This window comes from Aquimarina longa SW024 (assembly GCF_001401755.1).
Lineage (GTDB): Bacteria > Bacteroidota > Bacteroidia > Flavobacteriales > Flavobacteriaceae > Aquimarina > Aquimarina longa.
In genome coordinates this window covers 159,863-177,894 of record NZ_KQ474102.1, presented here as the reverse complement: position 1 = coordinate 177,894, position 18,032 = coordinate 159,863, and the positions used below count along the sequence as shown (strand labels likewise).

Sequence of the window (18,032 nt, the reverse complement as noted above, 5' to 3'; positions counted from 1 at the left end):
TATAAGAGATATTACTTAAAAACAAAGGGATCTTAGAGTTAAATATAAGGATTGCTTAGTTTTTAACAACTAAATGAGGGACATTTTCTAAATTCCAATCAATAACTAGTCCACCTGCGAGTGATTTTGCAATTTCTGTTCCGTATAGATATTCACATAGATATAGTGCTGCTTCAAAACTTTTTGCTCCTCCTACAGAGGTGATATATTTTTTGTCATGTACAAATATTACTTCTTTTCTGATATCTAAGTGAGGAAACATGGTGCGCATTTTATCAATATCACTAGGAAAAGTAGTAGAAACTACGGTGTCTAATATTCCGGCTTTGGCTAATACAAATGCCCCATCACAATGAGAGGTTACAAATGTAGCTGTTTTGTCCACTTGTTGTATAAAGTTAAGCATTACTTGATCTTCTAGGTCTGTATCTAAATGATGTTTTGCACTGGGTACTACCAGAATATCTATTTTTGGTAAAGAATCTTTAGTATAATTGTAATCAGGGATAATTTTTAACCCTTCGAAAGTAGTTATAGGATCATCTGTATTGGCAACAGTAAAAACATTCATTTGTTTTATAGTATTGCGATATTGTGTATGTTGGAAAATATCATATGGAGCTGTAAACTCAGTATTATAAGTTCCTTCCATAATTAGAAATCCAACGTTATATCGATTAGGAGCTAGTTTAGGGAACTTTTTTTTAGTGATTTTTGTTTCGGTAATAGAAGGTTTTTCTTTTTGTAATTGAGTACATCCAAAAGTTACTATTGTGAACAGAATATAAAGTAGGTTTTTCATGATTCCTAGGTTTAGCTATTCTTAAAAGATTGCTTTTCTTTATTTAATTTTTGCTTTACGATGTATAACAAAAATATTCCTAAAGCAGCAATTAATGACATGAAAATCCAACTATTCTCATAACCAAAATTATTAATTAATTGCATGCCAGAATTATGCCCAAAGATATGAGCTACAGAAAAGGCCATACTATATAATGCCATATATGCACCTTGCCTTCCTTTTTTAGATCTTTCTAAAGCAAAAGCATTTCCAAACGGGAATGCAACCATTTCTCCTAGAGTGGCTATGATCATACCAATAACAAGAATACCTGCCCATGGTGTGATTAGTAGTAGCATAAAACTCACTCCTGTAAGTATAAAACCATTGATAACATTTCCGATCTTAGTAACTTTAGATTTTTCTAGATAAGCAATTAATGGCATCTCAAAGAAAAATATCAAGGCACCATTTAATGCTAGTAATAGACCTATTTTTTCTTCTGATAGATGGTGGATCTCTTTATAATATAATGGTATTGTAGAGAAATATTGAACGAATATAAAACCAAATATAGCTAGTGTGATTAAGAACAAAATATATAGCCCATCACTATGTGCTTTTATAGGGTTTTTGATAACAATTTCTTTATCTAATATTTTAGCTTTTTTAGGATGTAGCGTTTGTGTCATGACTATAGCAGCGATGATACATGTAATACCATCTACCCAGAATAGCCCATAATATCCTATTGAAGCAATGATTATCCCACCAAGTGCAGGGCCTAGAGAGAATCCTAAGTTAATAGCTAGCCTGATAAAGGTTAATGATCGTGTTTTGTTTTCTGGTTTGCTATATGCACTTAATGCTACAAAAAATGCAGGTCTTGCCATATCTGCAATAGCAATAAGAATAAAAAAACCAATACAGATACTCCAAAAACTTGTAAAATATTGAATAGCTATAAAAGATATTCCTGTTAATAGAAGCGATGTAAGGATAACTTTATAATATCCAATTTTATCACTTAATTTACCTCCTAGCCAAGCTCCTAAGAACGAACCAAGACCATAACTAGTCATAATCCACCCTACCTGTTGTAATGAAAAAGCTAAATCATCGGTTAGGTATAATGACAAGAATGGGATTACCATAGCTCCAGCTCTATTAATTAGTGTAATTAATGCTAGCCACCAGACTTCTTTTGATAGTCCAGAAAAAGAGTTAAAATAACGGAGTATAATTTTTAACAAAGAGTACAGGATTTATGTTACGGATTCAAATAATAGATAAAAGTAGCTTTTTATCTATTATTAGGGAACAATTCTACCAAAATTAATAAGTTAAAAGATTGTAAACTGTATTTTTGTATAAAATATAAGAAAGTGTTTAGGGTATCGATTTTATGTGTGTTTTTTATTGGGAATATAATTGCTCAAGACTCAATAGCAATCAAAAGGATATTATCTTTTCAGGAAGAGCTTAATAGAGATTTTGCTTCTGAAGAAACTTCACCTTTGCCTCTAAAAGAATTAGAGTATTTTAAAATGTTAGATTTCTTCAAAATAGATGTATCATTTTGTGTTCAAGCAAAATTTGTAAGGACTTCTTATGAAACTCCTTTTATAATGAAAACTACAACAGGTAGAGAACCGTTGTATGTAAAATATGGAGAAGCACATTTTATTCTTCAGGATAAGTCTTATGTTTTAAATATCTATCAAAATCAAGGGTTGAAAATGCAATTAGAATATGAAGATTACCTGTTTTTACCTTTTACAGATTTAACTAATGGAGAATCGAGTTATGCAGGAGGTCGTTTTATTGACCTTAAAATTCCTGATAAAGAAACTCTTTTAATTGATTTTAATACTGCTTATAATCCATATTGTTCCTATAATGATAGGTATTCTTGCCCAATACCCCCAGAGGAAAACCATATGGATATAAAAATACTTGCTGGGGTTAAAAAGTATAAGAAATCACCTGAAAACAAGTAGTTTATTATATAAGTTTAGTGTAAAAAAAGCACCCTGATAACTCAGAGTGCTTTTAGAAATATTAGTTATATTAGAATTTGTATATTGCTCCTAATACAAAAGACGAAAGGTTCTTAGTTGCTTTTTTATCATTATCAATAAAAGAATTTTCTGAAGTCGTATCTAACCTTAATTCAGGTTTTATAATTAAGTTTTCTATAGTATAGCTTCCTGTAAGTGTGGCAGCGATAACATCTCCATCGCCTTTATCATTTAAACCAATTACACTTGTTAATCCTCTATTGTAAACAGAGAAGTACTCCCCTCTTAATCCAATAGAAAATTTTTCGGATGTTTTATACTGCGGGTATAATGCGAAACCATAAAATCCAGAAGTATCACCACTTTCTTGAGGTTCTGTTGAAGAGTAGGTAGTATTCACTCCTAAGTAAAAATCATCGTTAATATCCCATCCAGTAGTAAGATCTACTTGTAAAGTAGGTCCCACTTTTCCAGGTTCTCCTTCATTACCATACCTGAAGTTAAGGAATGCATTACCATTGTCTATAGTATATCCTAATTGACCTCCTATGATATAGGTGTCAAAAGGGTTATTCTCTGTATAATCACTAGGGTTCATTACTGCAAGCATAGCAGACCATTTTTTATCGATAACAAAATCTGCTTTTAATCCAGTATGAGCTAAAGGGCCATACGTAAACATATATGAAGTAGAATAATTGAAATTTCCTGTTGGAGAGACTAATTCATTTCCAATATAAGTATTGAAATTACCAAGAGTAAGTTTAATTTTTTGGGTTACATTCCAATATACATATAATTGATTAATTGTTTGGGCAGAACCACTAGAGTTAAATACAGCATCTTCACCTCTTGGTCCGAATACGAGATCTGCTACAAAACCGACTTTTTCACTATCATAATTAAAAATAACATTTGCCATACCTAAAGCAAAACCACTTTGGTTAGCAAAAAAAGTATTAGGAGCAATAAACGTGTTCTCTGTTGTAGGATCATTATCAACATCCATAGCTTTATTAGGAGAATTAAAATTATATCTGTAGTACCCGTCTACAGATCCTGATATCGATACTTTGGATAGTATTTCTTTAACTGTTGATTTAGATTCTTCTTCTTGGGCATACGAACTAAAGCATATGAAGCTTATAAGGATAAAGGCTTTATTTGAGAAAAATACACTGTTTTTTGTTTTCATAATAAATGTTAATTGTGGTACTGTTTATAGTTTTGAAGTTAGTTGAGAATATTACTCAATCGTGTTTTTGTATAAGGTTGTTTAATTTTTTTGATAAATTAATAGTTTGCCCCTATTATATTTAGAGGCTGTGTTTTATTTAATAGTTTAAAAAGAGATGTAAGTTATTTAGCGATAAATATTCCTAAAAAGACAAAAAGAAGTCCAATAAGCAGAGATCCTGCAGTATAGAGAAAAAAGTTTATAAAATCTCCAGACTTTAGTAATACATGATTTTCATATGCAAATGTAGAAAAAGTAGTAAATCCTCCACAGAAACCTGTAGCAAGAAGAGCTACTGTATTTTGAGACATTGTATTACTTTTAAGAGAAAACCCTAATATGAGACCTATAAAAAGGCAACCTAAGGTATTAACTATAAAAGTTCCGTAAGGAATAGCTATAGAGGAGTTATTAAAGTATTTACTGATAAGATAACGCGCAATACTACCCGTACCTCCACCTATAAATACAAAAAATAGTTGTTTCATTAAGTTGTAATTTAAAAACTACCTTTTATACCAATTACTATGAACTAGTATAAAAGGTAGTTTTTATAAGTTCTGTATTATTTTACAGGGATATAAATTTCTGTAATCCATTCTGATGGATTTGGACGTACCTCAGGATCTATACGATATACTTCAAAAGGAGCAGATTCTGTATTAGGCTCTAAGTTATTTTCTCCAATATATTTGTATGCGGTTTCCCAAGCTTCTTTTAAGTTTGCGTAATCCCCTTTTAATGTGGTTTTTACTGCTTTTTGTCTTGGTAAGAAATCACAAAGAATAGAACTTGTTTTAGGAGTAACAACTTTGTCTCTTGTCGGGATACCTGTAGAGAAAATAGCGGTTCCTTGCTCTTCGTTATACTCATTGTATAAGGTAAATGGCATATCTGTTTGAGGAAGATTGTTTTCTTTCATGTAGGAAGAAACAGCAGGTAACATTTGAGCCATTTTTTCAGGAATGGCCGTTATAGAGGATGCTGTAGCACTGTACATGTAAAAACCACCACCATGCTCTGTTACACCATCTACATTAATAGCATACTTTTTCATTTCTTCAGATACAAATGCATCAAGTTTTTCAAGTCCACGAGCATACATAGGTTTTAGCATTTGCGATACAGTACTATCCTGAGTAGCCCAAAACGCTTTTTCCATAAAAGATTGATTGCCTTTCATACCCCATGTTACTTTAGTTTTTCTACCTTCTATTTTTTCGAATTTCCAGTATACTTCACTATTACTTTCCCCCATAGGAGTAATAAATGTAATATTTTGATCTATACTACTAAAAGGAGCAATTTTTTTAGTCTCCATTTTACCATCTCCTTGTGTTTCACTTTTCCAAGAATAAGAGGCTCCCTCACCACTAGTTTTATCAGGATATTGCATAATAAGGTCATCAGACTCATCCATCCATGGTCCCCATTTTTCCCACGTTCTATACTCATTAATTGTAGTAAACAACAGTTCATCAGGAGCATTGATTACTTTACTTTCTTCTACTTGAAACTCACCATCTATGGTTGCGACATAAACTGCACCACCAATTAGGACTAATAATAATAGAAAAAATAAATACTTTACTATTTTCATGTTAGTTAGTTTATATTATTTGATTGGCTAATATAATCAATTTTAACATCCTTTTATTTTGTTACATTTGTCAAAACAATAACAAAACAATAAAATAAGACAAATGAAACTTAACAAAATGTTATTTTTTATCGCTATTACTAGTTTGATGATAGCGTGTAAAAAAGATCCAAAAGTAAAAGATCAGATTAATCAGCAAGAAGAAAAACAAGAAGTAGTAGAAGAAGATAAATTTAACTATGTTGTAGAACAATTTGCAGATATTAAAGTATTAAGATATCAAATACCAGGATGGGAAAACCTTACTTTAAAAGAACAAAAACTGGTTTTTTATCTAACTCAGGCAGGATTAAGTGGTAGAGATATTATGTGGGATCAGAATTATCGTCATAACCTTACTATAAGAAAAGCATTAGAGAAAATATACACTTCATATGATGGAGATAAAGGTTCTAAAGACTGGAAAGCTTTTGAAATATACCTTAAAAGAGTTTGGTTTTCTAATGGAATTCATCATCATTACAGTAATAGTAAAATCAAACCAGAATTTGGGAAAGATTATTTTAGTGCTCTCCTTGCAGCTACAAGTGTTGAAGTTTCTAAAGAAGTGTATGAGGTGATTTTTAGTGATAAGGATGCTAAAAAAGTAAATCAAGCAAAGGGTGTTGATAATGTAGCATTATCTGCAGTTAATTTTTATGGACAGGGAGTTACTAATGATGATGTGACCTCTTTTTATGGAAAAATGAAATCTCCAAACCCTAATAAGCCATTGTCTTTTGGTTTAAATTCTCAATTAGTAAAGGAGAATGGAAAACTAAGAGAGCGAGTGTATAAATCAGGAGGATTGTATGGAGCTGCAATTGATCAAATTATCAAATGGTTAGAGAAAGCACAGGGTGTTGCAGAGAATAAAGCACAAGGCGATGCAATAGGTTTATTGATAGCATATTATAAGACAGGAAACTTACAAACTTGGGATGATTATAATGTAGCTTGGACGGCAGCTACTGAAGGAAATATTGACTATATTAATAGTTTTATCGAAGTGTATAATGACCCACTAGGATATAGAGGATCTTATGAGAGTATTATACAAATCAAGGATTTTGATATGTCTAAAAAAATGGCTGTATTATCAGAGAATGCACAATGGTTTGAAGATAACTCACCATTAATGGATGCTCACAAAAAAGATAGCGTAGTTGGTGTAACATATAAAGTGGTAGCTGTAGCGGGAGAAGCAGGAGATTCTTCACCTAGTACTCCTATAGGAGTAAATTTACCAAATGCGAACTGGATTAGAGCAGCAGTAGGATCTAAGTCTGTATCATTAGGGAATATCATTAATGCATATAGTAATGCAGGTGGTTCTGGTCGATTAAAAGAATTTGTACATGATCAAGAAGAATTTGAGTTAGAAGAAAAGTATGGTCAATTAGCAGATAAGCTACATACAGCTTTACATGAAGTAGTAGGTCATGCATCAGGACAATTAAACCCTGGTGTAGGAGAAACTAAAGAAACATTAAAAAACTATGCATCTACAATGGAAGAAGGACGTGCTGATTTAGTGGGGTTATACTATTTAATGGACTCAAAATTACAAGAACTAGGATTAGTTGAAGATTGGGAAAAAACAGGAAAAGCTGCTTATGATGGATATATCCGTAATGGATTAATGACACAGTTAATACGATTAAATCTTGGAGATGATGTAGAAGAAGCACATATGAGAAACCGTCAGTGGGTAAGTGGATGGGCTTTTGAGCAAGGAAAAAAAGATAATGTCATAGAAAAAATAGTTAAAGACGGTAAAACATACTTTAATATTAATGATTATGCAAAATTACGCGAAATCTTTGGACGTTTATTGCGTGAAACACAACGTATCAAGTCAGAAGGAGATTATAAAGCAGCAGAAGCTTTAGTAGAAGGATATGGTGTAAAAGTAGATCAAGCATTACATACAGAAGTGTTAGAACGTAATAAGCAATTTACATCTGCACCATATAATGGTTTTGTAAATCCTGTTTTAGTTCCTGAGCTAAATGAAAATGGAGAGATCATAAAAATTAGCGTTACCCAACCAGAAGATTTTACTTCTCAAATGTTGATGTATAGCAAAAACTATAATTTCTTACCAGAGGTAAATTAATCTCTTGATTATAAAAATTGAAATGTCCTCTCTAGACACACTAGAGAGGACGTTTTTGATTTTGTGTACCGAATAAATTATATTACCTAATTGATATTTAGTGTTTTAATTGCAGTGATGTATTTGTGTATTACTATGGTTGTAAATACATTTTTAAGAAAAAAAGCAATATGATAAATACAATAAAACCAATTAAGATATAAATACTGCCTTTATGATATTTGCGATGTAGTTTGCTATCTTTTCTGTAACTAAAAACCATTAAGACAATAAAAGCAACTACAAAACCTCCTGCAAATATTAACTGACCTTGACTAAACATATGCTACTATTTTTTACAAATATAGTAGATGACTTTGATTATCTCATCATATTTATGCTTTGTAGAAAGGCGAATTATAAAAAATATTGCTTTTCTAATTTTTTGTATTAAATTAGCTACTCACACTTTTTACTTTGTAGGGGAATATCGAAGTTGAAAAATATTAATATTTTAAAAATAGACAAGAGAGTAGATAAAAACAATTTATAGACTTATATTATTACTATAAATTTTTAGATTACTTAGTTTTTATTTTTATAAAATATTTAATGAGACAGGGAAATAAAATATTAATAAGTAACAATTCTATTGTTTACAACATTAACCTATAATAAATAATTATATATGGCAATTAATTTACAAAAAGGACAAAAAATTAATATTGGTTTGTCTAAAATTACTGTTGGATTAGGATGGGATCCAAATGAAGGAACTGGATTTGATTTTGATTTAGATGCTTCTGCAATTATGATTAATGAAGATAGAAAACTGCTAGGAGAGAGTTATTTTATCTTTTATAATAATTTGATTTCCCCAGATGGTTCACTAGAACATACAGGAGATGATCCTGATGGGAAAAGTAGTGATGGAGATGATGATGAGGCTATTAAAGTAGATATGTCAAAAATAGATGCTAATGTTAATGAAATTTTATTTGTTGTAACTATTGAAGATTTTGAAAGAAGAAAACAAAATTTTGGACAAGTAAGGAATTCATATATTAGGATTGTAGATAATGCTAATGGAGAAGAGATTGCAAAATATGAATTGGATGAAGATTTTTCTATAGAAACAGGAGTAGAATTCGGGAGGTTATATAAAAAGAATGGAGAGTGGAAATTTGAAGCTTCAGGTATTGGATATAAAGCCGATTTGTCATTTTTCTTAGAAAAATATTATTCAGGAGAGATTATTAAATAACCCCATAGTCACCGATTTGAACTTAAAAATTAATGATTTTGACCATTTTTCTTTTGATCTGTGGCTTACTTTGATAAAGTCTAACCCAGAATTTAAAAACAAAAGAAGTGAACTGTTTAGAGAGTTCTTCGAAATAGAACTCCCCATAGAAGAAGTAATCAAAGTTGTTCGAAAGTTTGATGTTCTGTGTAATACCATAAATGAGAGAACAGGATTTAATATCAATACTTTCGAAATTTATTGTCTAATATTAAATGAGCTAAAAATTGATATGATGACAATAAATAGTGATAGACTACAAGACTTTTATGAGGAAACAGAATCTCTATTTATGGAGTACAAACCTGTACTCCTTAATACAGCTATTCATACCTTATTTGATGATATTGTACGTCAAGAAAAAACTATAAATATACTTAGTAACACTGGATTTATTAAGGGAAATACATTGCGAAAACTACTTTCATATTATGATTTAGAGCATTATTTTTCGTTTCAGATATATTCTGATGAGGTAGAATATTCTAAACCTAATAAAGAAATATATTCATTAGTGTATACTAAAGCAAATGAAAATAAATCAATAGTAAAGAATAAGATTATTCATATTGGAGATAATTATATCTCAGATTACACAGGAGCTTTAAACTTTGGATTTAATGCTTTTTTATACGAAAAATAGAAAATGAATAAGAGGTATAGTTTATATAAAATCGAAGAAAAGGAAAACCATCCATTTAAACCACAGGACTATAGTAAGTTTAAATTTGGAGATAAATTTTATGCTAAAAAATTTGCAAAAGAACTGTTTAAGGGCTTTGTGGCTGAATATGGAGATATACTACTCTCTAATGAAGATAGTATAGTTATTTTACCAAGCCCTTATTTGTCAATACCAACGGCATCAAATTTTTTATGTTACTATTTTAAAAAACATTTGAATAAATTTTTATTTGAGAACAATAAAAAAGTAGCAATAGAATCTAAGATATATAGAAACCAAACATATGTAGCAGATTATGGAAATTTAGATTTTGAAGAAAGAATACAGATGATCTCTAATGATACCTATTATATCGATAGAAATTTTATTAGTGGTAAATTATGCATTTTTGTTGATGATATAAAGATTACAGGAAGTCATGAGTATACCGTAAAGAAAGTTTTGGACACATATGATGTAGATGGAGATTTTGTTTTTGTGTATTTAGCAGAATTGATGAATAAAGACATTCATCCAAATATTGAAAATTATTATAATTATGCGGCTATTAAGGATATACATGATATAATTGATGTTTTAGATAGCCATGATTTTCAGTTTAATACTAGGATAGTCAAGTATATTTTAAAACTAGATAAAGAACAATTTGATTTTTTCCTATCAAAAATATCTAGCCAAAGAGCAAATGAATTGTTTGAGCTAGCAATAAGTAATAATTATCATAAAATAGTAGAGTACGAGAATAATATTAATTTAATCCATCAAAATTAAATATGGCAATTAATTTACAAAAAGGACAACGCGAAAATATCAACGCACCTAAGTTTACAATTGGTTTAGGTTGGGATACTAACGAGAGTTCAACAGGTTCAGATTTTGACCTAGATGCTTCAGTTTTTATATTAGGAGATAATAAAAAAATTGTTTCAGATTCTCATTTTATTTTTTACAATAATTTAAGCTCTCCAGATGGGGCAGTTGTACATACAGGAGATAATCTTACGGGTGATGGTGATGGTGATGATGAGCAGGTTAAAATAGATCTAACTAAAATAACACCAACAGTAAAAGAAATTTGTATTGTAGTAACAATACATGACTCAGAGGCAAGAAAACAAAATTTTGGGCAAGTACGTAACTCGTTTATTCGAATAGTAGATGACAGCAATAATACAGAAATAGTTAAGTACGAATTAGAAGAAGATTTTTCTATAGAGACTGCTGTAGAGTTTGGAAGAATATATAACAGAGAAGGGCAGTGGAAGTTTGAAGCTGTCGGAATGGGGCAAAAAGGCGGATTAGAAGAATTTTTGAATAAGTATAACTAATAAACTATTATTAAATGGCAATTAATTTAACTAAAGGACAGAAGATTGATTTAAGAAAATCAACTGGAGAAACATTAACTAATTTTTGTGTAGGAGTAAACTGGGGAGCTATCGAAAAGAAAGCCCTTTTTGGATTAACAAAAACAGTTCAGGATATTGACCTTGATTTAAGTTGTATCTTAGTCGATGATCAAAAGAATTTATGTGATCATTTATATTCACCATTATATAGAGTAGAAGTATTACAACAGTTTGGGCTTCCTAAAGGAAAATTATTAACCTCTGATGGAGCAATGAAACATACAGGAGATGATCTAGAAGGAGATAAAGGAGGAGATGATGGTCTTGATAATGAGATTATAACTGTAGATTTAAGCAAAGTAAATCCAGCAGTAACTCAGATATTTTTCTTTTTAAATAATGCCGGAAAAGAAGATTTTTCTCAGATACCGTATGCAAAAATAAGAATGTATGAAGGGACACCTACTCGTGTAAGTTCAGTTTTTGCAGATTATAATGTTTCTGCTGAATCTCAATATATAGGAAAAAGCTCTATTATTATGGGAAAACTATATAAAAGAAATGGAGAGTGGAAATTTAGTGCTATTGGAGACCCTACAGATGATAGATTCTTAGGACAAACAATACATAGAATTGTAAAATCATACCTATAAGCTATGCAAATAAAGAATATAGAAGGACTAAGAGTATCAGAAATACAGCAGTTAGTTCAGCAAGGTGGAAAATTTGTTGTTTTTCCTTATACCATATCAATTATTTTGGCAACCTTTAAAAGAAGTTCTGATATTTATTTTATTAGACCAGGAGAAGGTACTATTAAATATTCTATAGGTTTTGTATTGCTTAATTTTATTATGGGTTGGTGGGGAATTCCTTGGGGACCTATTTATACACTTGGAGCAATAGGAAGTCATATTTCTGGAGGAAAAAAAGTTACTCAAGAAGTGCTAAGCGAATTGATACAAAATGATCCTGAAGCCAATACAAGCACTTATAATATCAATGGTAATGTAAGTTCTAATACAGCATCCAATGAAAATGCGTATGGTATAAATAATATGTCGAATTCTAGTAACACAGATTCTAATAATACAGATTCTAATGCCTCAGATTATAATATTCCGAGGTAATATAAATACTCTTAGAGAAACCTTATAAGGAGGTATGTGATAAAAGAAACGTATGTTTTTATTTTTTTGTATTTCCTTAAGGGATCTCGGAGAATTCTTTAAAATTTTAAAATAAAAGAACAATATAAAATGAGAAGATTACCTGTATATTTATTGTTAGATACTTCTGGATCTATGTCAGGAGAACCTATTGAAGCTGTTAAAAACGGTGTTCAGATAATGATAAGCTCATTGCGTCAAAACCCACAAGCAATAGAGACAGCATTCCTAAGTGTAATTACTTTTGATAGTACAGCACAACAAATAATTCCATTAACAGATTTAGCATCGTTTCAGATGGTTGATATCAAGGCTACTGGAGTTACAGCACTAGGAGAAGCATTAAAACTAGTAAGTACCAAAATAGATACAGAAGTAGCAAAAACGACTACAGAGCAAAAAGGAGATTGGAAACCTTTAGTATTTATAATGACAGATGGTATTCCTACTGATGATTGGGAAAAAGGGTTACAAGAATTTCAGAAAAGAAAAACAGCTTTTACAGTAGCTTGTGCCGCAGGTAATGGAGCAGATTCTAAAATTTTGAAACAAATTACAGAAAACGTAGTAAGTCTTGACACTGCAGATAGTGCAAGTATAGGGAAGTTTTTTCAATGGGTAACAGCATCTATAGGTGTTAGCTCTACCAAAGTTGAAGACTCAGGGAAAGAAGTTACAGGATTTGATGAATTGCCAGATCCACCATCAGAATTGAATATTGTTGTCTAGCTAATGTGATTAGTCTATTCTTAATTTTTGATTACTTAAAGATTAAGAATAATTTTAAGAATCTTTTTTAAACCAATTATTAATATGAGAAGATTACCAGTTTATTTTTTACTAGATACATCTGGCTCTATGTATGGAGAACCAATACAAGCATTAAATAATGCATTAAGTGGAATGGTTAATACGTTACGATCAGACCCTCAGGCATTAGATTCACTCTGGATAAGTATTGTTACATTCGATAGAGAAGTAAAAGAAGTAGTTCCATTAACAGAATTAGTTGATTTTCAGCTTCCAGAAATCACATGTCCTCAGAGCGGTCCTACGAATACAGGAGCAGGATTAGAGTATATTATACAAAAAGTAAAAAGTGATGTGATCAAAAGCTCCGAAACTCAAAAAGGAGATTGGAAACCATTACTCTTTGTTTTTACGGATGGGAAACCATCAGATATCCAGTTGTATAGACAAAAAACGCCAGAAATTAAAGCATTAAATTTTGGAGCAGTTGTAGGATGTGCAGCAGGACATATGGCTAATGATGATATTCTAAAAGAATTAACAGACGACGTTGTTCATTTAGATTCAGCTGATAGCCAAACCCTAAAATCATTCTTTAAGTGGGTTTCAGAAACCATTGAACAAGGAAATAAAAGTCAAGGAACAGGAGAAAGTATTGGATTACCACCTCCACCAAGTGAAATAACAGTAGTTACATAATGAGAATAATAAACAGTATTATTAGTATTTTAATTGTGGGATTGTTTTTGTATTCTAAGCTATTACCATATAAAGATAAATTAGATACTAAATATAGAAAAGTGTTTGATTTTTTTAATACTATATACGCTCCGATTTTTAATTTTTTTAAAACGTTTATAAAACCTTTTAAGTTAGGTACAGGATTATCAGTAGATATGACTCAGATTGTTTTGCTGATCCTGTTTTTAGTAATTTTAAATTCTTTATAATGAATAGACGATTACCCATTTACTTTTTGATAGATGTTTCAGAATCTATGGTTGGAGAACCAATCCAGCAAGTAGAAGAAGGCTTATCAACGATCATACAAGCTTTAAAAACAGATCCTCATGCATTGGAAACAGTATATGTATCTATTATAGTTTTTGCAGGTCAACCAAAAACACTAGTGCCATTACAAGAGATCGTAAGTTTTTACCCGCCTAGATTTCCTGTAGGTAGTGGAACCTCACTAAGCAAAGGCTTAGGGCACTTAATGTATGAACTGAGATCTAATATTGTAAAAACTACCTATGAACAAAAAGGAGATTGGAAGCCAATCGTTTTTCTATTTACCGATGGAGTTCCTACCGATGATACAAATTCTGCAATTACAGAATGGAAACAAAACTGGGCTAAAACAGCTAATATGGTAGCAATTTCTTTTGGAGATGAAACAGATACAAAAATTCTAGGACAGCTTACAGAAAATGTATTACATTTTAAAAATACTAATGTAGAATCCTATAAAGAATTTTTTAAATGGGTAACAGATTCTATAAAAACAAGTAGTGTTAGTGTAGAAAATAATTCATCAGAATTTGAACTAGCAAAAATCGATGGTGATGTAATTACTAAAATAGACCCAACCAATCCATTACCAAATGATCAGCAATATGTTGATGATAATTTTGTTGTATTGAGCGGAAAATGCCAAAATACAAAGAGACCATACCTTATGAAATATAGTAAGTCAATAGCACCATCTATATATGCAGGGGTAGAACTTACCTCAAAAAAATATAGATTAGTAGGAGCATATCAAGTAGATAATTCATATTTTGAATTGGCAGATGAAGCCAATACTAATTTTAAAATCAATACAGAAGAACTGATAGGATCACCTACCTGTCCGTGTTGCGGTAATCAAGTAGCTTTTGCTATGTGTGGATGTGGTAAAATTCATTGCATAGGAGAAGAAAGTGTCAGTACTTGTCCTTGGTGTGGTAATCAGGGTACATACGGATATGGAGAAGGAGGCTTTGATGTAAATAGGACACAGGGCTAGTATGGAACAGACCAAAAAGTATATAGAAAAATTTCTATTACAAAATAATATTCCTATTACATCAAATAAAGAAACACTGTTCAATGATTTTGCCTCAAATGAGGATATGATTAGTACAGTGAAAATCATTCAGGAAAATCAGAAAAAAATGCTAGACAAATGGAGATTGAAGAATAGAATAGATGATATCCTTCAACAAGTAATTATGCTTCCCAATGCAACAGTTAATAAAGTATATGAAGCAAAAATAGAATTTATAAAACTGAACTGGAATGATGTTATTTTTTCTGAATTCGAAGGCTTAGAAGAGATTGGACTTCAGTATGATAATAATGAAGATTTAATTTTTGGAACACCAACAGCAAGTGGAGATATAAAAGTGAAATTCCTTTTTAGGGTAGATGGAGAAAAAGAAGATTCTGTACTTAATGAAAAAACAATTACACTAATTATAAACCCAGACCCTAAATCTCTATGGAAAAATAAAGAAAGTGATATAACAGATCCACATTGGAAAGAAGATGATGTAGCTGTGTCAGGAAGCTTTTTAGATAAAAAAATCGTTGTAGCCTCAAAAAGAGGACGTTCTCATGCTAATGTAGGGTCATTTAGAGATGATGATTTTGCTTATAAGAATTATGAGAAGAATGGATGGAGCGTTGTAGCAGTCTCTGATGGAGCAGGGTCAGCAACATTGTCTAGAAAAGGGGCTCAACTAGCATGTGAGCTAGTAGTTTCTTATTTTGAAGAAAACTTCTTGTCAGATAAATTAGAAGATTTTGATGAAGTAATAGCAGCACATTATCAAGAAAGCACAGCAGAAACTACAAAAAAAATAAGCCATTTTGTGTACAAACAACTTTCTGCAGCAGCCTATCATGTACATAAAGAGTTAGAGAAATTAGCAACGCAGACAGAAACAGTATTAAAAGATTATCATGCAACTTTAATTTTTGCATTAGTAAAAAAATATGATTTTGGATATACGGTACTTACTTTTGGAGTAGGAGACTGCCCGATAGGGTTATTGTCTAAAGACATGTCTGAAATTAATTTAATGAATTGGTTAGATGTAGGAGAATTTGGAGGAGGCACTCGATTTATTACGATGAAAGATATTTTTCAGAATGAAAAGTTTACTACACGTTTTGGGTTTAAATTAGTTGAAGATTTTTCATATTTAATGTTGATGACAGATGGGATTTATGACCCTAAATTCGTGGTAGAAGCTAATCTAGAAAAAATTGAAAAATGGAAAGAGTTTGTCGATGATCTAAAAGGAAATAACGAAGATAAACTTAGTGTTGATTTTGAGACATCAGAAGAAGGAATCGAAGAACAACTCTCTGAATGGATGGATTTTTGGAATCCAGGAAACCATGATGATAGAACATTAGCAATTATATATTAAATTGTCTCTATAGGACGATGTGAACAGCATTTAAAAACAATAAAATATAACAGATGAAAACGATAACAGTAAGATCTGTCAATGACACCTCTAAAACATACCAGTTCATAGATGATGGCGAGCCGATGCGAGGAGGTGTAAAAGATGTATATTTTAGTCCAGACAAAACATATGTAGTGGCTATATTTAGAGAGAAGTTAGATTTTAATCAAAAAGAAAGATTACAAAAAATAACAAATCACTATCTACCACAAATCAAGAATAAAGAGGCCGGAGATTATTACTTAAACGAAGTATATCGATGGCCTATAGATGTTGTAGGACATGGTGAATTAACAGGTATTATTGTACCCATTTATAATTCTAAGTTTTTCTTTAAAAAAGGGTATGAAACAAGCGATCTGATTAAAGGAAAGGAAAAAAATGGAAAATGGTTTGCAGGAGCAAAATTTAGAAATTCACAATTTCCATTACGAGTAGCAGGCTCTGAGCTGGGGAATTGGTTAAGTTATTTTCAGGTATGTGTAAACTTATCGCGGGGAGTAAAAAAAATGCACGCTATGGGATTGTCGCATTCGGATTTATCATATAATAATGTTCTGATCGACCCTGTAGAGAAATCAGCATGCATGATTGATTTAGATGGTTTAGTAGTTCCAGGTCTTTTTCAGGCAGAAGTAATAGGGACTGCAGAATTTATTGCCCCAGAAGTTTTGGCAACAAAACATTTAGATAAATCAGACCCTAACAGGAAATTACCTAATCGATTAACTGATTTACATGCGTTACCAATTTTGATTTATATGTTTTTATTACATAGACATCCTTTAAAAGGAAGTAAAGTTCATGACCTAGATACAGAAAAAGATGATTTGCTATCTATGGGAGAAAAAGCTTTGTTTATTGAACACCCTACAGATTCATCTAATAGACCGAAAATAAATCAGGTATCTAAGTGGGATCTTCCTTGGGCGGATATCTCTAAACTACCATATACTATAACAGGTCCTTACCTAAAAACAATGTTTGATAGAGCATTTATAGATGGATTACACAATCCTATGGCAAGACCTACAGCAGAAGAATGGGAGATAGCACTATTAAAAACTACTGATTTAATGCAGCAATGTCATAATACTTCTTGTGATCAAAAATGGTATGTTTTTGATAATACTAGTAAGCCTAGATGCCCATTTTGTGGTACAGCGCATCAAGGGACATTGCCAGTATTAGACTTTTATTATCAGTTTAAAGAATCTGTGTGGAAACCCGAAAACCATAGATTAATGGTGTATAATAATCAATATCTTTTTCAATGGCATGTAGACAGAAATATTACAAGAAATGAAAAAATAACAAACAGACAAAAAATACCTGTAGGTTATTTTACATTTCATAACCATAAATGGGTTTTTGTAAATCAAAAATTAACATCTTTAAAAGATGTTACAGATGATAAAGAAATCCCTATTAATTCTATGGTAGAATTAACAGACGGTAAAAAACTATTATTGTCCAAAGAAGATGGAGGTAGATTATTATTAATAACAATGACTAATAACAACTAATAACTTATAA

Annotated in this window: 18 protein-coding genes; 13 read left to right on the top strand and 5 right to left on the bottom strand. The window is 31.1% G+C overall.

Features of this window, described 5'->3' with window-relative positions:
- Positions 1 to 55: 55 nt before the first annotated feature.
- On the bottom strand, positions 56 to 802 hold the full coding sequence (locus tag N456_RS16875) for a DJ-1/PfpI family protein (protein WP_062059781.1): 747 nt from the start codon (positions 800 to 802) through the stop codon (positions 56 to 58).
- An 11-nt stretch (positions 803 to 813) separates the two neighbouring features.
- On the bottom strand, positions 814 to 2,037 hold the full coding sequence (locus N456_RS16870) for an MFS transporter (RefSeq protein ID WP_062059778.1): 1,224 nt from the start codon (positions 2,035 to 2,037) through the stop codon (positions 814 to 816).
- A 132-nt stretch (positions 2,038 to 2,169) separates the two neighbouring features.
- Between N456_RS16870 and N456_RS16865 the strand changes: the two genes are divergently transcribed.
- Positions 2,170 to 2,784, top strand: a complete 615-nt coding sequence (locus tag N456_RS16865; RefSeq protein WP_062059776.1) for a DUF1684 domain-containing protein — start codon at positions 2,170 to 2,172, stop codon at positions 2,782 to 2,784.
- A 70-nt stretch (positions 2,785 to 2,854) separates the two neighbouring features.
- On the opposite strand, the gene N456_RS16860 is transcribed toward N456_RS16865, so the two are convergent.
- The 3 genes from N456_RS16860 to N456_RS16850 all read right to left on the bottom strand — a co-directional run bounded on the left by N456_RS16860 (position 2,855) and on the right by N456_RS16850 (position 5,642).
- Positions 2,855 to 4,000, bottom strand: coding sequence for a porin (locus N456_RS16860; protein ID WP_062059774.1), 1,146 nt, complete (start codon positions 3,998 to 4,000; stop codon positions 2,855 to 2,857).
- A gap of 164 nt (positions 4,001 to 4,164) precedes the next feature.
- Entirely contained in the window at positions 4,165 to 4,530 is a 366-nt protein-coding gene (gene crcB / locus N456_RS16855) for a fluoride efflux transporter CrcB (protein ID WP_062059772.1), read from the bottom strand.
- Between the two features lie 77 nt (positions 4,531 to 4,607).
- A complete protein-coding gene (locus N456_RS16850; protein ID WP_062059770.1) occupies positions 4,608 to 5,642 on the bottom strand; it encodes an SRPBCC family protein in 1,035 nt (344 codons plus the stop codon).
- 103 nt (positions 5,643 to 5,745) lie between these two features.
- Here N456_RS16850 and N456_RS16845 point away from each other — a divergent pair, with 103 nt between their 5' ends.
- The 12 genes from N456_RS16845 (at position 5,746) to N456_RS16780 (ending at position 18,022) form a co-directional block, all read left to right on the top strand.
- The gene (locus N456_RS16845) at positions 5,746 to 7,800 is read left to right on the top strand and encodes a dipeptidyl-peptidase 3 family protein (RefSeq protein WP_062059768.1); all 2,055 of its coding nucleotides are present in this window, start codon (positions 5,746 to 5,748) and stop codon (positions 7,798 to 7,800) included.
- 667 nt (positions 7,801 to 8,467) lie between these two features.
- Positions 8,468 to 9,043: a TerD family protein gene (locus N456_RS16835; protein ID WP_062059764.1), complete on the top strand. Its 576-nt coding sequence runs from the start codon at positions 8,468 to 8,470 to the stop codon at positions 9,041 to 9,043.
- Positions 9,044 to 9,059: 16 nt separating this feature from the next.
- Positions 9,060 to 9,725: an HAD family hydrolase gene (locus tag N456_RS16830; protein WP_240315550.1), complete on the top strand. Its 666-nt coding sequence runs from the start codon at positions 9,060 to 9,062 to the stop codon at positions 9,723 to 9,725.
- Between the two features lie 3 nt (positions 9,726 to 9,728).
- On the top strand, positions 9,729 to 10,538 hold the full coding sequence (locus tag N456_RS16825) for a phosphoribosyltransferase family protein (RefSeq protein ID WP_062059760.1): 810 nt from the start codon (positions 9,729 to 9,731) through the stop codon (positions 10,536 to 10,538).
- A 2-nt stretch (positions 10,539 to 10,540) separates the two neighbouring features.
- Positions 10,541 to 11,095 carry a TerD family protein gene (locus N456_RS16820; protein WP_062059758.1) on the top strand — a complete coding sequence of 185 codons (555 nt, stop codon included), beginning with the start codon at positions 10,541 to 10,543 and terminating at the stop codon, positions 11,093 to 11,095.
- Between the two features lie 14 nt (positions 11,096 to 11,109).
- Positions 11,110 to 11,769, top strand: coding sequence for a TerD family protein (locus N456_RS16815; RefSeq protein WP_062059755.1), 660 nt, complete (start codon positions 11,110 to 11,112; stop codon positions 11,767 to 11,769).
- Between the two features lie 3 nt (positions 11,770 to 11,772).
- Positions 11,773 to 12,246, top strand: a complete 474-nt coding sequence (locus tag N456_RS16810) for a hypothetical protein (RefSeq protein ID WP_062059753.1) — start codon at positions 11,773 to 11,775, stop codon at positions 12,244 to 12,246.
- Between the two features lie 129 nt (positions 12,247 to 12,375).
- Positions 12,376 to 13,014: a vWA domain-containing protein gene (locus N456_RS16805; RefSeq protein ID WP_062059751.1), complete on the top strand. Its 639-nt coding sequence runs from the start codon at positions 12,376 to 12,378 to the stop codon at positions 13,012 to 13,014.
- Between the two features lie 84 nt (positions 13,015 to 13,098).
- A complete protein-coding gene (locus tag N456_RS16800; protein WP_062059750.1) occupies positions 13,099 to 13,734 on the top strand; it encodes a vWA domain-containing protein in 636 nt (211 codons plus the stop codon).
- Between the two features lie 250 nt (positions 13,735 to 13,984).
- Complete coding sequence (locus tag N456_RS16790; RefSeq protein WP_062059746.1) at positions 13,985 to 15,043, top strand: TerY-C metal binding domain-containing protein; 1,059 nt, start codon at positions 13,985 to 13,987, stop codon at positions 15,041 to 15,043.
- 1 nt (position 15,044) lies between these two features.
- Entirely contained in the window at positions 15,045 to 16,454 is a 1,410-nt protein-coding gene (locus tag N456_RS16785; protein ID WP_062059744.1) for a PP2C family serine/threonine-protein phosphatase, read from the top strand.
- A 53-nt stretch (positions 16,455 to 16,507) separates the two neighbouring features.
- On the top strand, positions 16,508 to 18,022 hold the full coding sequence (locus N456_RS16780; protein WP_062059742.1) for a helix-hairpin-helix domain-containing protein: 1,515 nt from the start codon (positions 16,508 to 16,510) through the stop codon (positions 18,020 to 18,022).
- The last annotated feature ends 10 nt before the right edge of the window (positions 18,023 to 18,032 follow it).

Excerpts from the sequence above, each read along its gene's own strand:
- N456_RS16875 (WP_062059781.1), bottom strand. The coding sequence starts at position 802 with ATGAAAAACCTACTTTATATTCTGTTCACAATAGTAACTTTTGGATGT.
- N456_RS16860 (WP_062059774.1), bottom strand. The coding sequence starts at position 4,000 with ATGAAAACAAAAAACAGTGTATTTTTCTCAAATAAAGCCTTTATCCTT.
- crcB (WP_062059772.1), bottom strand. The coding sequence starts at position 4,530 with ATGAAACAACTATTTTTTGTATTTATAGGTGGAGGTACGGGTAGTATT.
- N456_RS16850 (WP_062059770.1), bottom strand. The coding sequence starts at position 5,642 with ATGAAAATAGTAAAGTATTTATTTTTTCTATTATTATTAGTCCTAATT.
- N456_RS16845 (WP_062059768.1), top strand. The coding sequence starts at position 5,746 with ATGAAACTTAACAAAATGTTATTTTTTATCGCTATTACTAGTTTGATG.
- N456_RS16835 (WP_062059764.1), top strand. The coding sequence starts at position 8,468 with ATGGCAATTAATTTACAAAAAGGACAAAAAATTAATATTGGTTTGTCT.
- N456_RS16825 (WP_062059760.1), top strand. The coding sequence starts at position 9,729 with ATGAATAAGAGGTATAGTTTATATAAAATCGAAGAAAAGGAAAACCAT.
- N456_RS16820 (WP_062059758.1), top strand. The coding sequence starts at position 10,541 with ATGGCAATTAATTTACAAAAAGGACAACGCGAAAATATCAACGCACCT.
- N456_RS16815 (WP_062059755.1), top strand. The coding sequence starts at position 11,110 with ATGGCAATTAATTTAACTAAAGGACAGAAGATTGATTTAAGAAAATCA.
- N456_RS16810 (WP_062059753.1), top strand. The coding sequence starts at position 11,773 with ATGCAAATAAAGAATATAGAAGGACTAAGAGTATCAGAAATACAGCAG.
- N456_RS16805 (WP_062059751.1), top strand. The coding sequence starts at position 12,376 with ATGAGAAGATTACCTGTATATTTATTGTTAGATACTTCTGGATCTATG.
- N456_RS16800 (WP_062059750.1), top strand. The coding sequence starts at position 13,099 with ATGAGAAGATTACCAGTTTATTTTTTACTAGATACATCTGGCTCTATG.
- N456_RS16790 (WP_062059746.1), top strand. The coding sequence starts at position 13,985 with ATGAATAGACGATTACCCATTTACTTTTTGATAGATGTTTCAGAATCT.
- N456_RS16785 (WP_062059744.1), top strand. The coding sequence starts at position 15,045 with ATGGAACAGACCAAAAAGTATATAGAAAAATTTCTATTACAAAATAAT.
- N456_RS16780 (WP_062059742.1), top strand. The coding sequence starts at position 16,508 with ATGAAAACGATAACAGTAAGATCTGTCAATGACACCTCTAAAACATAC.